The organism is Plantactinospora alkalitolerans, assembly GCF_015690345.1.
Lineage (GTDB): Bacteria > Actinomycetota > Actinomycetes > Mycobacteriales > Micromonosporaceae > Plantactinospora > Plantactinospora alkalitolerans.
Genome location: NZ_JADPUN010000303.1, coordinates 14,521 through 28,850 on the forward strand (window position 1 = coordinate 14,521; position 14,330 = coordinate 28,850).

Here is a 14,330-nt window from a genome sequence, read left to right on the forward strand (position 1 = left end):
GCTGGACACAGCTGCCCGGCTTGTTCATGACGGGACGCTAGTGAGATCGGGGGCGGCCCGCACCCGATTCGTGGACAGATGCCCGACCGGGTGAACGGATCCTGGGACTAGGGTGGGCGGATGACGGATCACCCCACTGTCGTGGTGCGCGGGGAGGCGGTCCGGGAGGTCCCCCCGGAGATCGCCCGGTTCGCGGTCACGGTCTCGGCCCGGGACAAGAGCCGCCCGGCGGCACTGGCCCGGCTCGCCGAACGTTCCGACGCGGTGCGGGCACTGATCGACGGGTACGGCGACGCCATCGACCGCCGCGAGACCGGTCAACTGTGGATACGTCCCGAGCTGAAGCGCTCCGGCGAGCGGGTCTCGGCGTACGCCGGCAGTGCCACCACCACCGTGACGGTCACCGACTTCGGGGTGCTCGGCGAGCTGATGCTCCGGCTCGCCGACCAGGACCAGACGACCGTCGCCGGCCCGTGGTGGGAGCTGCGGCCGGGCAGCCCGGTGCACCGGGAAGCCCGGCGGGCCGCCGTCGCGGAGGCGATCGCCCGGGCCCGGGAGTACGCTGACGCGCTCGGCGCCGAGGTGACCGCCCTGCTGCAACTGGCCGACAGCGGCGCGGCGGACCGGCCGATGATGATGACCCGGGCCGCCTTCGGGATGGCCGCCAACGCCGGTGGCGGGGTGCCGGAACTCGACCTCGATCCACAGCTCCAGACCGTGCAGGCCACCGTCGAGGCCCGGTTCGTGATCACTCCGCCCCGGTTGGACGGGCCGCCCGCCGAGCCGAGCTGAACCACACGGCTCCGACCGCCGGTGAGATAGTTCCCGGATGCTCCCCGCATCCGATCCTCCGCCGCTGGACGAACTGGTGGCCCGGGCCCGTGCGCTGGCCTCGTCCGGTCCCCGCCGGCTGCTGGGCATCACCGGCGCGCCCGGGGCCGGCAAGTCGACCCTGGCCGGGCAGATCGTGGGCGCGCTCGGCGAGCTGGCCGAGCTGGTACCGATGGACGGCTTCCACCTGGCCGAGAACGAGTTGCACCGGCTCGGCCGGCACGCCCGCAAGGGCGCCGTCGACACTTTCGACGGTGCCGGGTTCGTGGCCCTGCTGCGCCGGCTACGGGCGGCCGGGCCCCGCACCGTGTACGCGCCAGAGTTCCGCCGCGAGCTCGAGGAACCGGTCGCCGGGGCGATTCCGGTGCCGCCGTCGGTTCCCCTGGTGGTGGTGGAGGGCAACTACCTGCTGCTTGCGGCCGAGCCCTGGGGCGAGGTACGCGAGCTGCTCGACGAGGTGTGGTACCTCGATCTCGACGAGACCGAACGGCTGCGCCGGTTGACCGACCGGCACGTCGCCTTCGGTCGGGAACCGGTCGAGGCGGCGGCCAGGGCCCGGGGTACGGACCAGCGCAATGCCGAACTGATCGCCGGGACGGCGGACCGCGCCGATCTCGTCGTCCGGATGGCGCCGTCCATTGCGTCCTGACCGGCGCCGTCCATTGCGTCCTGACCGGCGCCGATACCGGGGCGAAGCCACTGGTACCGGAGTGGACTCTGCTTATCGGTCGGCACCACTAACCGGCGGGGTGATAGCGAAGCGCATCGAGGACTGGTAGACCCATCGGCGAAGCTGTTTCGATCGCGTTTCGCCGCCGTCCCGACGATCAGCAGGAGAGCCGTGTCAGCTCGGAAAGTGTTGACCTGGTACGCCGGAGGGATCGGCGTACTGGTGGTCGGCTTCTTCGCCCTGCCGGCGCTCCGTACGATGCTGACCGGCGCGGTCGGGCTGGCGAGCGTCACCGCCGTCGCGGTCGGGGTACGCCGGTACCGGCCGAACCGGGCGTACTCCTGGTGGCTGCTCGGCGCGGCCCTCGCGGTCTTCGCGATCGGCGACACCATCTACCTGCTCGCCGCGAACCTGCCGCTCGGCGAGTCCAGGTCCACGTCGGCGGTCGTGTCGGACATCTTCTACCTGGTCATGCTGCCGCTGATCGGGGCCGGGCTGCTCGGCCTGACCAGGTCCAGCGCCGGCGCCCGGGACCGCTCCGGGCTGCTCGACTTCCTCATCTTCACCACCGTCGGCACGTTCCTGCTCTGGGTGCTGGTCGTCCATCCGTACCTGATCGGTGCCGGGTCGAGCACCTTCGAGCAGTCGGCGCTGGCCACGTACGCCCTGTTGGACATGCTCCTGCTGGCCACCACCCTGCGGCTGGCGATCACCTCGCGGCGCAGTGCCGCCGCGATGCTGCTGGTCACCGGTGCGGTCGGGATGCTGGTGGCCGACCTGATCTACGGCGCCGCGCTGCTGGCCGGCGGCTGGCAGCCCGGTGGCCCGACCGAGCTGGGCTGGCTCCTGTTCTACGCCAGTTGGGGAGCGGCGGCCCTGCATCCGTCGATGGCCAGGCTGACCGAGCCGGCCGCGCCCCAGGACTCCGAGATCGACAAGACCCGGCTGGTGCTGCTGGGGCTGGCCGCGACCCTCGCCCCGGCGGTACTGCTGTTCCAGGTGATCAGCGATGAGGTCGAGGACGGCGCGGTGATCGCCGTGGTCGGCGGTGTGGTCTTCGCCCTGGTGCTGAGCCGGCTCGGCGACGCCGTGGACGGGCACCGGCAGGCGGTCGCCCGGGAACGGGGTCTGCGCCAGGCCGGCGCCGAGTTGGTGGCCGCCGCGGACACGGCGCAGGTCCGCCGGGCGGTGCATACCGCAGTGGGGCGGCTGGTGCCACGGCAGTCCACGCACCGGATCGTCTTCTCGATCAACCACACCGACGGGGTGCCGGCCGCCGCGATGAGCATCTGGGGCCCCGGGGTGGCCGTGCCGTCCGCCTTCTATCCGGCTCCGACCAGCGCCGCTGCCCGGCGTAGCAGGCTGCTGCGGGTCCGGACATTGCAACCGGCGCTGGCCGAGCAGCTCCGGGATTTCGAGACCGTGGCGCTGTGCCCGCTGGTCGGCGACGGACGGTCCAGCGGCGCCCCCCGGGTCGGCGCGCTGCTGGTGGCCGCCGACAGCCGCCTGCTGCCGACGCTGCGGGACTCGCTGGAGGTACTGGCGGCACAGGCGGCGATGGCGCTGGAACGCATCAGCCTGGCCCAGGAGATCAACCGTCGGGACAGCGAAACCTACTTCCGCAGCCTGGTGCAGAACGCCGCCGACGTCATCCTGATCGTCGACGACGACCACCAGATCCGGTACGCGAGCCCGTCGGTGCTGGGCGTGCTGGGGGTGGATCCGGCGGACTGCACCGACCTGGCCGCCGTGCTGCACCCCGACGACCAGCTCTTGATCGGCGCCCTGCTGGACCCGGCGCGCGCCGAGTCGGAGCGTCGCGCCGACGGGGTGGACCTGAGCGCACGACGGGCCGACGGACAGCGGGTGCAGCTCGAGGTGACCTGCCGGGACCTGCGCCGGGACCGGGCCGTACGCGGCTTCGTGCTGACCATGCGGGACGTCACCGAGCGGGTCCGGCTGGAGCAGGAACTGACCCACCGGGCGGTGCACGACACCCTGACCGGGCTGGCCAACCGGGCGTCGTATCAGGATCAGGTCTACGAGGCGGTGGAGAAGGCCCGGGACGGTGACCGTACCGTCGGCACCCTCTCCATCGACCTCGACGAGTTCACCGCGGTCAACGACACCCACGGGCACGCCATCGGTGACGCGCTGCTGGTCGCGGCCGGCGAGCGGCTACGCGAGGTCGTCGGCCCGAACGACCTGGTGGCCCGCCTCGGCGGCGACGAGTTCGCCGTACTGGTCCGGGACGCGGACGACCCGGAGCAGGTCGAGCAGATCGCCGACCACCTGGTCCGGGCGCTCGCCGAACCGATCGAGGTCGGCGACGCCGTCGTGAACGGCACGGTCAGCGTCGGCGTGGCCACCACCGACGACGCCAGCGACGCCGGGGAGCTGCTGCAACGCGCCGACCTGGCACTCTACGTCGCCAAGGGAGCGGGCAAGGGGCGCTGGTGCCGCTATCAGACCGAGCTGCACACGGCGATCGTGGAACGGCTGGAGTTGCGGGCCGCGTTGGCCGAGGCGGTGGAGAAGCTCAGTTTCTCGGTGGAGTACCAGCCGATCGTCGACATGCGTACCGGGGTGGCGGTGGGCTTCGAGGCGCTGGCCCGGTGGCACCATCCGGCCCGGGGACCGGTGCCGCCGGAGCAGTTCATCGGGCTGGCCGAGGAGACCGGGCTGATCGAGCCGATCGGCGACTGGGTACTGCGTCAGGCGGTCGGCGCGGCGGCGCGCTGGCACGCGGACCGGGGCGAGCGCGGTACGCCGTACGTGAGCATCAACGTCTCCGCCCGGCAACTGCGTACCCCCGGGTTCGTGGCGACGGTACGCGCGGCACTGGCCGCCGCCGACGTACCGCCGGACCGGGTGATGCTGGAGATCACCGAGAGCCTGCTGCTCCGGGACGAGGAGCCGGTCTGGAGCGAGCTGTCGGAGCTGCGTACCCACGGGCTGCGGGTCGCCATCGACGACTTCGGCACCGGGTTCTCCTCGCTGAGCTACCTCCAGCAGATGCCCGCCGACGTACTCAAGATCGACCGCTCGTTCACCGAGACGATCGCCTCGTCGCGGCGTCAGCGGCTGCTGGTCGAGGGGATCATCCGACTGGCCGGCACGCTCGGGCTGGACATCATCGCCGAGGGGGTCGAGACCGAGGCGGTCCGGACCATCCTGCTGGACATGGGATGCTCGTCCGGGCAGGGCTACCTCTTCTCCCGCCCGCTGCGCGACCCGGACGCCCTGCGCTGGCTACAGGATCCCCAGCCCCCACCTCCATCCGCATCGCCATCGCCACCCGCATCGCCATCGCCATCCGCATCGCCATCCTCGCGTCCGCTCTCCGCGCGATGAGAGTGGTTAACAGGGGGCCCTTCCTATACAAGAAGCGATAAGAAGGGGCCCTTCCTTACTTCCTCACCGCACGCGGGCGGGGTTGCCGACGGCAATGACGCCGGGCGGGAGGTCCTTGGTGACCACGCTGCCGGCCCCGACCACGGTGTCCGGGCCGATGGTGACGCCGCCGAGCACGATGACCCCGCCGCCGAGCCAGACGTTGTCGCCGATGGTGATCGGCCGGGCCGCCTCCCATCTGGCCCGGCGCTGCTCCGGGTCGAGGGGATGGTGCGGCGTGAGCAGTTGCACGTTCGGGCCGATCTGCACGTCGGCCCCGATCTCGATGGCGGCGACGTCCAGCAGTACGGCGTTGAAGTTGACGTACGTCCGGTCCCCGAGCCGGATCTGGGAGCCGTAGTCGCAGTAGAACGGCGGCCGGACCACGACGTCGGCGCCGACCGTGCCGCAGAGTTCGCGGAGCAGCGCGGCGTGCTGCTCCGGTTGGTCCGCGTCGGTCGCGTTGTACCGCTGTACGAGCACGGCGGCGCGGCGGGCCAGGGCGACGAGTTCCGGGTCGTCGGCCTGGTACCACTCGCCAGCCAGCATCCGCTCCCGGGGCGAGCGTGGGTCCGAGCGGGGGTCCGAGCGCGGATCCGAGCGTGGGTCCGAGCGTGGGTCCGAGCGGGGGTCCGACGGGGAGGGCGGCGTGTCCGCGCCGGATGTCATCGTCGGTCGCCTTCCGGTCCCGCGTGCTCAGTCGTTGGCGTGCAGCGCGGCGTTCAGCTCGATGCCGCTTCCGGTACGGGGCCGGGCCTCCAGTGCTCCGGTCACCGAGTTGCGCCAGAACAGCAGCCCGTTGACCCCGGACAGCTCCCGGGCCTTGACCACGCGCCCGTCCGGCAGGGTGATCTTCGAGCCGGCGGTGATGTAGCAGCCGGCCTCCACCACACAGTCGTCGCCGAGCGAGATCCCGATCCCGGCGTTGGCGCCGAGCAGGCTGCGCTCGCCGATCCGGACCTTCTCCTTGCCGCCGCCGGAGAGCGTGCCCATGATCGAGGCCCCGGCGCCGACGTCCGAGCCGTCGCCGACGACCACGCCGGCCACGATCCGGCCCTCGACCATCGAGGCGCCGAGGGTGCCGGCGTTGAAGTTGCAGAAGCCCTCGTGCATCACGGTGGTGCCGCTGGCCAGGTGCGCGCCGAGGCGTACCCGGTCGGCGTCGGCGATGCGTACGCCGGACGGGACGACGTAGTCGGTCATCCGGGGGAACTTGTCGACGCCGTAGACGGCCAGGTGCCGGCCGGCGGCCCGCTCGACCACCCGCAGCTCGTCGACCCGCTCCGGCGGGCACGGCCCGGCCGAGGTCCAGGCCACGTTCGCCAGCACCCCGAAGATGCCGTCGAGGTTCAGCTCGTTGGGCCGGACCAGCCGGTGCGAGAGCAGGTGCAACCGGAGGTACGCGTCGGAGGCGTCCTTGATCGGGTCCGCCAGCGAGCCGATCTCGGTGACCACCACGGCGGTACGCAGTCCCGGCAGGGAGCGCTCGCCGATCGCACCCGGCGGCAGGTCGAGTACGTCGCCGTCCTCGCCGACCACCAGTGGCGAGGCGCCCAGGCCGAGCTTGCCGGTCGGATACCAGGTGTCGAGCACCTGATCCCCGGCGAAGGTGGCCACTCCGATGCCCCAGGCGGGTTGTGCGATCGTCACCGGGTTTTACCTCTCAGTCATTCGTGTGGGACGCCCTCAGTCATGAGTGTGGAACGTCATTTCTGAGCCTGTGACGCGTCCCGCCGATACGGTCTTGACGGTACCGTCTCCCACCATGGAGAACCCGCTGACCCCCGAGGTGTTGGCCGATCCGGTCGCGTTGACCCGCGCTCTGGTCGACATCGAATCCGTCTCGCTCGACGAGAAGGAAATCGCGGACTGCGTCGAGGAGGTGCTGCGGGCCGTCCCACATCTGACGGTCGCGCGGCACGGCAACACGGTGATGGCCCGTACGGAGTTGGGGCGGGCCAAACGGGTGGTCCTGGCGGGGCATCTGGACACCGTGCCGCTGAACAACAACTTCCCGTCGACGGTGCAGGGCGACCTGATCTACGGCTGTGGCACCTCCGACATGAAGTCCGGGGTGGCGTACGCCCTGCATCTCGCGGTGAGCGTGCCGAACCCCCGGTACGACGTGACGTACTTCTTCTACGAGGCCGAGGAGATCGAGTCCCGCTTCAACGGGCTGACCCTGGTCGCGGCGGCCCATCCGGAGTGGCTGTCGGCGGACTTCGCGGTGCTGCTGGAGCCGACCCACGGGGTGGTCGAGGCGGGCTGCCAGGGCACCATGCGGGCGGTCGTGACCGCGACCGGCCGGCGGGCGCACTCGGCCCGGTCCTGGAACGGCCGCAACGCGATCCACGGGATCGGTCCCGCGATCGAACGGCTGGCCGGCTACCAGGCCCGGATGGTCACCATCGACGGCTGCGTGTACCGCGAGGGGATGAACGCGGTCCGGATCACCGGCGGGGTTGCCGGCAACGTGGTACCGGACCTCTGCGAGATGGAGGTCAACTACCGGTTCGCGCCGGACCGGACGGCCGAGGAGGCGGAGGCGCACGTACGCGAGGTGTTCGACGGCTTCGAGGTGCGGGTGACCGACTCGGCGCAGGGCGCCCTGCCCGGTCTGACCGCCGCACCCGCCCAGGAGTTCCTGGCGGCCGTCGGCGAGGCGCCGGTGGGCAAACTGGGCTGGACCGACGTCGCCCGGTTCGCCGCGCTCGGCATCCCGGCGCTCAACTTCGGCCCGGGTGACCCGAACTTCGCGCACCATCCGGAGGAGCACGTGGAGATCGGCAAGATCCGCGACGGCGCGGCAACCCTGCACCGCTGGCTCGCGTCCGACTGACCCACCCGCTACTCCGGCGACCCGCGTTTCCGTCGACCCCTCGGTGCGGCTTCGCGCGGCTCGGCCCGGCCTGGCGCGGCTTGGAACGGCTCGGCCCGGCCTGGCGCGGCTTGGAACGGCTCGGCCCGGCCTGGCGCGGCTTCGCGCGGCGCGGTCCGGCCTGGCGCGGCTTGGAACGGTGCCGGCCGGCGGTTGGCCCTTTGCCGCCGGCCGACACCGGACCGTACGGCCGGCGGACCCCCTCCGCCGGCCGTCGATCACCCGTTGATGTGCTGCGGTGTCCGGGACTCCGTCGTCTCCGGCCCGTGGTCCCCGTCGTCGGGACCGGTTGGCGTGGCGTGCCGGGCCATCCGGCGCTCGGCCACCACGGCCCGGATCCGGCGCTGCATCTCCCGGCGGAGCCGGACAATCTCACCGTTGGTCATCACAATTGCCCCCCGAAGGTGCGCGGCGGGTGGTGTGGGCGCCACGCTTTCCCCGTGTGACTGGTAAGACGCGGTAGAGCCCTGTTTGGTTGCGCCTGGGCCGGATGTTGTCTTGTGACGGACCGGGTGACGTCACACCTGTCGTCGCCCGTCCGATTACGGTGGACGTCATGAACCACAGCGAGGGCCGCGACGGCGGCCGGGGTCCGGGGCCGGAGCGGCACCGTGGCGCGGTCACCCTGCGCCGCGAGTCCATCCCACTGAGTACGGCGGACCAGCGGCTGCTCGACTCCCGGACCCGGGGAGACTGGAAGACCAAGGACGCCTGGCGGGCCCTGCGGATCCTGTCGGAGTTCGTCGAGGGCTTCGACACCCTCGCTGATCTTCCGCCAGCGGTCAGCGTCTTCGGTTCCGCCCGGAGCAAGCCGGACAGCCCCGAGTGCGAGCTGGCCGAGGAGTTGGGGGCCGCGCTCGCCGCCGCCGGGTACGCGGTGATCACCGGTGGTGGTCCTGGCGTGATGGAGGCCGCCAACCGGGGCGCCACCGAGGCCGGTGGGCTGTCGGTCGGGCTCGGCATCGAGCTGCCGTTCGAGCAGGGCATCAACGACTGGGTCGACATGGCGATCGACTTCCGCTACTTCTTCGCCCGCAAGACGATGTTCGTCAAGTACGCCCAGGCGTTCGTGGTGCTGCCGGGCGGGTTCGGCACCCTGGACGAGCTGTTCGAGGCGTTGACGTTGGTGCAGACCGGCAAGGTGACCCGCTTCCCGGTCGTGCTGATGGGTACGGCGTACTGGCAGGGGCTGCTCGACTGGCTCCGGGACACGCTCGCCGCCGACGGCAAGATCGGCCTGGCCGACCTGGAGCTGATCATCGTCACCGACGACGTGAACGCCGCCGTCCGGCACATCATCGACGCCGACGCGGCGCTGGCGGCCGAGCGGGAGGCGGTTCAGGAGACCGCGACCGCCCAGACCGAAGCCGCCCAGCAGTCGGCCTCGACCACCCGCACGTCCCGCTGACCCGGCCGGTGAACGCGATGATCGCGTAAAGTCCGGCTTGCCCGAGCCCAATGCGTCGAGGCTGGCGATCCCGTCCGCTGAGCGGCCGGTGTGGTGGCGCAGGTGTTCCAACGGGCGGGAGCCGATGGCGTCTCAGCGCCGATCGGGCGCGAACGGAACTCCGGTGGAGAGCGCGCGCTTGCCGAGGGTGGCTAGTTCGCCGAGCAGGCTGACGCCGATCGACAGCGTCAACGGCCGGGCCTCTTCCCGTACTCCGGCGCGGGTGGCGAGATATCCGAGGCCGGCACTGATCGCGAACGAGACGACCCAGACCCCTACGGTCCAGCCGCTGTATCGCTGCCAGAGCACTCCGCCCCTGGTGAACAGTCGCACGGTGGTGCCGCGTATGGCGCCCAGGGCGAGTCCGACGGTGGATCCGGCGAGGATCCAGCCAATCTCGGAGCCGCTCAGCTCTCCAACCCTGGTGAGCGTGTAGATGCCGATGCCCACCAGGACCAGGGGCGGTACGGCCAGGTCGCGCGCGTTGAGCGGCTCACCCAGGAAGCGCTTCACGACGATTATGACGACCGCGACGACGACCACGGCAACCAGCAGCACGGAATTCACAGCAGCCTCCCCGATTTAGCATCGCTGTGCTAAATCAAGCTAGCATGAGCATGCTAAAAAGATGCATGCCCAAGGTCGTGAATCCCGAGGCCCGCCGCCTGGCCGTCACCGAGGCGGTCTTCCGGGTCATCTGCCGGGACGGCCTCGAAGGCGCGACGCTGCGGAACATCGCCGAGGAGGCCGGCCTGGCCATCGGGTCGGTACGGCACTACTTCACCGGCCACACCGACCTGACGGTCTTCGCCCTTGCCGCGCTCCGCGACCGGGTGACCGCGCGCATCCTCGGACACGTCGAACGGCTGCTTTCCGCAGACCCGGCCGATCCCACGGTCGATCAGCGCGCCGAAGTCGAGAAACTGCTTGCCGAGTTCCTCCCGCTGGATGAACAACGCCGGCAGGAGACCGTGGTCTGGCTCGAATTCGTCACCGCCGCTCGGACCCGGCCAGAACTTCAAGGGCACGCCCGCGAACTGTACGACGGGATGCGGATGGTGGTGGGCCGCGTGCTCGACCGGGCACGGCGAATCGGTCGCCTCTGCGACGACCTCGACATCGCCGTGGAATCCGAACGGCTCAGCGCGCTGCTCGACGGTCTCGCGATGAACGCCGTACTGCAACCCGACCGGCTGCCGCTCGACATGATTCACCGGATCCTCGCCGGACACCTTGACAGCCTCAAAGAACCGTCCTGACACCACCTGTCGATACCGGGGCTGCCGGGCAGCACCACGAACTGGGCCGAACGGCCGTCCCGGCGACCAGGACCGGTTCGGCATGATCAACCGATGTCCTCGGAACGGTCCTGGCGGCGTGACCCTCGCCTGCTCGTCCTGCTCGCCGGTGGCGCGGTCGTCGTCGCCGCGATAACCGCCCGCTGAGCACGACGACGAGGCGCGGGACGATGACGACGCGGAATTGGCCGACGTGCCGGTGCCGGCGTTGCTCTACGGCGACCCGCGCCCGGGCAGGTGGTGCGCGGTGCAGGTCGGTGCACGGCTCCGGCTGCCACGAGGCCCGGTCGAGTCACTGGACGACGTGCCGGTCGACGTGGTCACCGGCGAGCACATGCCCGTGTCCGACGAGCCTGCCGTCGACCCGGCCGCACTTCCCGCCGTCGACCGGCAGGCGGCGCCCGGCGAGGTGCGGGCGCACCGTACCCATCCGATGATCGCCTGGGCCTGGACCCTGGCAGCCGTACCCGTACTGCTGGCGACCGTGGGCCGGTTCGTCGCCAGCCTGCTCGCCCCGCTGGACACCGCAGAGGCGGCGGGGATCGCGGTGCCGTTGACCGCCGTGGGCCTCTACATCGGCTGGCGGCGCTGGCTGCGCCCGTACCTGTGCTGGAACGCCGGCGGCCTGGTCGACGTGACGCCACTGCGGGTTGTTCGAATTTCCTGGTCGGCCCGGAGCCGGGTGGAGCAGGCCGAAGGCGGCGGGGTGGCCGTCTTCGACGACGAGGCGGAGACGTTCGTCGCGGCGGTGCCGCGCACGAAGTTCCGGCTGGTTCCGGCGGCGCCGGGGGAACGGACCGGCGCGGAGTTGGCCAACGCGCTCCGGTACGCCCGCGAGCAGGCCGTGCGCGTTGCCGGTGCCGTATCCCCACCGGCGGTCGAGCCGCCACGACCGCCGGTCGGCCTGCTGCTGGCCGGCTGGATCGTGCTCGCCCCGCTCGCGGTCATCGCCCTGAACTGGGTGGCTTCGGACTGACCCACGACATCTTGTACTCGTCCGGATCCGGTGGAAAAGTGGCCGCGTACACAATGGATTGTGTTCTGGGTCCAGGATAAAGGCGAATCGATTGGAGCGGGAGAATACGTGTCCGACGACGACCTTCCCGGAGGGCTCCGGATCGGAAGATGGCTGCCCTCCTACGAGGACACCGGACGGACGCCCTTCTTCCATCGACGAACGACTTCCCGGAGCGTCGACGGTGGCTCGACCGGACCCACCGGGACGCTATCGGCGGCAACTGGCCGACCACGGTCACGCCGGGGCGTGTCGGTCGTGGCCGAGGCGGTGCGGCGGCACGGGTCTGTGGACCGCTTCCCGTTCAGCGCGCTGCTCGCCAGCGCCGTCGCGCTGCTGGCGGTCGTGACGCTCGCGGCCGTCTTCCTGCCCAGCGGCCCCGAGCCGGCCGGACTGGACGGTGGTCCCGGGCAGACGTTCCCCGATCTCTGGCCGCCCCCGGCCATCGGCGAGCCGTCGATCTCACCGAGCCCGCAGCCGTCGGCGGCGGCCAGCGCGAGCCCGGCGACGGCCGTCGGAACGAAGGCGGGCGCCCGTCCCCCGGCCACCAGGATTCCCGCCCACCCGAAACCGGTACGTCCCACCAGGGCCGATCCGAGTCCGACGGTGCTGTCCCCGGGGGCCAGGCTCGGGCTCGAACCGGTCGACCGGCCGGGTCTCCGGGTCCGGCACGCGCGGTTCGTCGGACGCGTCGACCGGATCGGAGCGGGCAGCCGAGCGCTGGACAGGGCCGATTCCACCTTCGTGGTACGCACCGGTCTGGCCGACCGGCGCTGTGTTTCCTTCGAATCGGTCAACTTTCCCGGGTACTACCTGCGGCATCAGGATTTCAGGATTCACCTGCACCGACGGAACGGCTCGGCGCTCTTCGCCGCCGACAGCACCTTCTGCGCGACGCCCGGGTTGGCCGGTCGGGGCCTCTCGCTCCGCTCGTACAACTTTCCGGAGCGCCTCCTGTCGCACGGCAGATCGGAGTTGTTCATCCGGACCCCCAGGGGCGACGCGGGGCGTGCTTCGGCGACCTTCGTGATCAAGCCGCCCCTCTGATTTCTGCGGTGCACGTCGACGCCGGGCGGTCCGGAGCGGACGGCCCGCCTACCGTGCCCGGACGCGGCGCGCGGGCGTACCTGAGGCGGGCTCGTCGGGCCGGCGTGATGTGATGGGCGGCGTGCAGGCGTACCGGCTGGTCCGTCGGCCGGCTGAGGCCGTGCCGGCGCGGCTCGACGACCCCGAGCAGGAAGCCGTCGTCGGGCACACCGACGGGCCGCTGCTCGTCCTCGGCGGGCCGGGTAGCGGCAAGACGAGCACCCTGGTCGAGGCGGTCGCCGCCCGGGTCGCCGAGGGAGTCGACCCGGAACGCATCCTGGTGCTGACCTTCGGCCGCCGGGCGTCGACCGCGCTGCGGCACAGGATCGAGGCCCGGATCGCCGGAGCGGAGGGAAAGGTACTGCACGAGCCGCTGGTCCGGACCTTCCCGGCGTACGCCTTCGGGCTGCTCCGCCGGGCGGCGGCGGAGCGCGGCGAACCGTCCCCCCGACTCCTCACCGGCCCCGAGCAGGATCTGATCATTCGGGAACTGCTCGGGGTGATCGGGGCCGAGGACGGCTCCGAGGGCGCGGACGAGATCGAGGACCCGATCGGCTGGCCGGAGGAGTTGCGGCCGGCACTGCGTACCCGGGCCTTCGCCGAACAGCTCCGCGACCTGCTGATGCGGGCCGCCGAGCGGGGCGTCGGGCCGGTCGAGCTGGCCCGGCTCGGCGAGAAACTCGGCCGGGCCGACTGGCCCGCCGCCGCCCGCTTCCTCCGGCAGTACGTCGCCGTGCTGGCCCTGCGCGACGCCACCACCCGGGGCTCGGTCGCCTACGACCCGGCCGAACTGGTCCGGGCCGCCGCCGGACTGCTCACCGACGATCCGGAGCTGCTCGACGCCGAACGGGACCGGCTCGCCTACGTCTACCTCGACGAACTCGCCGACACCGACCCGGCCCAGTTGGACCTGCTCGACCTGGTGGCCGGCGGTGGCAAGCCACTGGTCGCGTTCGGTGACCCGGACTCGTCGACGTACGCCTTCCGGGGAGCCGATCCGGCCGCCGTCGGCGCGTTCCCACATCGGTTCCGGACCGCCTCCGGCGCGGTGGCCCGGACCCTGCTGCTGCCGACCTCGTACCGGGCCGGGCCGGGGCTGCTGGACGCGAGCCGGCGGCTGGCCCGCCGGCTGCGGGGGCCGGCGGCGCACCGCGACCTGCGACCACTGCCGGACGCCGAGACCGGCACCGTCGAGGTACGCACCTTCCGGTCCGGAACCAGCGAGGCGGCGTACCTGGCGCACGCGCTGCGCTCCGCGCACCTGCTCGACGGGGTGCCCTGGTCGCGGATGGCGGTGGTGCTCCGGTCCACCACGTTGCAGCTTCCGCCGTTGCAGCGCGCGCTGCACACCGTCGGGGTGCCGACCGTCGTGCACGCCGAGGACCTGCCACTGCACCTGCAACCGGCGGTGGCGCCGTTCCTGCTGCTGCTGCGCTGTGCGTTGGAGCCGGACCGGCTGGACGAGGAGGCGGCGGTGACGCTGCTGCACTCGCCGCTGGGTGGCGCCGATCCGCTGGCCGAGCGACGACTGCGCCAGGGGCTGCGGGCCCTGGCCCTGGCGGCCGGGGACCGGCGACCCTCCGGCGACCTGCTCGTCGAGGCACTGCGGGACCCGGCCGAGCTGGTCGCGATCGAACGGCGCTGGGCCGAGCCCGCCCAGGCGGTCGCCGCCCTGCTGGCCGCCGCCCGGGAGGCCGGCGCGGTGCCCGGGG

Annotated in this window: 13 protein-coding genes; 9 read left to right on the top strand and 4 right to left on the bottom strand. The window is 71.8% G+C overall.

Annotated features, from left to right (window positions below):
* Positions 1–120: 120 nt before the first annotated feature.
* The 3 genes from I0C86_RS34020 (at position 121) to I0C86_RS45265 (ending at position 4,855) form a co-directional block, all read left to right on the top strand.
* Entirely contained in the window at positions 121–792 is a 672-nt protein-coding gene (locus I0C86_RS34020; protein ID WP_196205407.1) for an SIMPL domain-containing protein, read from the top strand.
* Positions 793–829: 37 nt separating this feature from the next.
* A complete protein-coding gene (locus tag I0C86_RS34025) occupies positions 830–1,480 on the top strand; it encodes a nucleoside/nucleotide kinase family protein (protein ID WP_196205408.1) in 651 nt (216 codons plus the stop codon).
* A gap of 192 nt (positions 1,481–1,672) precedes the next feature.
* Positions 1,673–4,855, top strand: coding sequence for a putative bifunctional diguanylate cyclase/phosphodiesterase (locus I0C86_RS45265; protein WP_196205409.1), 3,183 nt, complete (start codon positions 1,673–1,675; stop codon positions 4,853–4,855).
* A gap of 63 nt (positions 4,856–4,918) precedes the next feature.
* On the opposite strand, the gene I0C86_RS34035 is transcribed toward I0C86_RS45265, so the two are convergent.
* A complete protein-coding gene (locus I0C86_RS34035) occupies positions 4,919–5,443 on the bottom strand; it encodes a sugar O-acetyltransferase (RefSeq protein ID WP_196205410.1) in 525 nt (174 codons plus the stop codon).
* Positions 5,444–5,590: 147 nt separating this feature from the next.
* The gene (gene dapD, locus I0C86_RS34040; RefSeq protein ID WP_196205411.1) at positions 5,591–6,544 is read right to left on the bottom strand and encodes a 2,3,4,5-tetrahydropyridine-2,6-dicarboxylate N-succinyltransferase; all 954 of its coding nucleotides are present in this window, start codon (positions 6,542–6,544) and stop codon (positions 5,591–5,593) included.
* Between the two features lie 115 nt (positions 6,545–6,659).
* On the opposite strand from dapD, the gene dapE reads away from it, so the two are divergent.
* Positions 6,660–7,733, top strand: a complete 1,074-nt coding sequence (gene dapE, locus I0C86_RS34045) for a succinyl-diaminopimelate desuccinylase (RefSeq protein ID WP_196205412.1) — start codon at positions 6,660–6,662, stop codon at positions 7,731–7,733.
* A gap of 257 nt (positions 7,734–7,990) precedes the next feature.
* Here the strand turns inward: dapE and I0C86_RS34050 are convergent, their stop codons facing one another.
* Positions 7,991–8,158 (bottom strand): hypothetical protein, encoded by a 168-nt coding sequence (locus tag I0C86_RS34050; RefSeq protein WP_196205413.1) that lies wholly within the window; start codon positions 8,156–8,158, stop codon positions 7,991–7,993.
* A 170-nt stretch (positions 8,159–8,328) separates the two neighbouring features.
* On the opposite strand from I0C86_RS34050, the gene I0C86_RS34055 reads away from it, so the two are divergent.
* Positions 8,329–9,180, top strand: a complete 852-nt coding sequence (locus tag I0C86_RS34055) for an LOG family protein (RefSeq protein ID WP_196205414.1) — start codon at positions 8,329–8,331, stop codon at positions 9,178–9,180.
* A gap of 132 nt (positions 9,181–9,312) precedes the next feature.
* Here the strand turns inward: I0C86_RS34055 and I0C86_RS34060 are convergent, their stop codons facing one another.
* Positions 9,313–9,786 (bottom strand): DUF1453 family protein, encoded by a 474-nt coding sequence (locus I0C86_RS34060; protein WP_196205415.1) that lies wholly within the window; start codon positions 9,784–9,786, stop codon positions 9,313–9,315.
* Positions 9,787–9,812: 26 nt separating this feature from the next.
* Here I0C86_RS34060 and I0C86_RS34065 point away from each other — a divergent pair, with 26 nt between their 5' ends.
* The 4 genes from I0C86_RS34065 to I0C86_RS34080 all read left to right on the top strand — a co-directional run.
* Entirely contained in the window at positions 9,813–10,478 is a 666-nt protein-coding gene (locus tag I0C86_RS34065; protein WP_323374010.1) for a TetR/AcrR family transcriptional regulator, read from the top strand.
* 223 nt (positions 10,479–10,701) lie between these two features.
* Positions 10,702–11,493: a hypothetical protein gene (locus I0C86_RS34070; protein WP_196205416.1), complete on the top strand. Its 792-nt coding sequence runs from the start codon at positions 10,702–10,704 to the stop codon at positions 11,491–11,493.
* Positions 11,494–11,781: 288 nt separating this feature from the next.
* A complete protein-coding gene (locus I0C86_RS45270) occupies positions 11,782–12,579 on the top strand; it encodes an AbfB domain-containing protein (protein ID WP_196205417.1) in 798 nt (265 codons plus the stop codon).
* A gap of 112 nt (positions 12,580–12,691) precedes the next feature.
* On the top strand, positions 12,692–14,330 hold a 1,639-nt coding region (locus I0C86_RS34080; protein ID WP_196205418.1), incomplete at its 3' end, for an ATP-dependent helicase.

What these genes read in the sequence shown, in the direction of transcription:
- I0C86_RS34020 (WP_196205407.1), top strand. Translation starts at nt 121, where the DNA reads ATGACGGATCACCCCACTGTCGTGGTGCGCGGGGAGGCGGTCCGGGAG.
- I0C86_RS34025 (WP_196205408.1), top strand. Translation starts at nt 830, where the DNA reads ATGCTCCCCGCATCCGATCCTCCGCCGCTGGACGAACTGGTGGCCCGG.
- I0C86_RS34035 (WP_196205410.1), bottom strand. Translation starts at nt 5,443, where the DNA reads ATGCTGGCTGGCGAGTGGTACCAGGCCGACGACCCGGAACTCGTCGCC.
- dapE (WP_196205412.1), top strand. Translation starts at nt 6,660, where the DNA reads ATGGAGAACCCGCTGACCCCCGAGGTGTTGGCCGATCCGGTCGCGTTG.
- I0C86_RS34050 (WP_196205413.1), bottom strand. Translation starts at nt 8,158, where the DNA reads ATGACCAACGGTGAGATTGTCCGGCTCCGCCGGGAGATGCAGCGCCGG.
- I0C86_RS34055 (WP_196205414.1), top strand. Translation starts at nt 8,329, where the DNA reads ATGAACCACAGCGAGGGCCGCGACGGCGGCCGGGGTCCGGGGCCGGAG.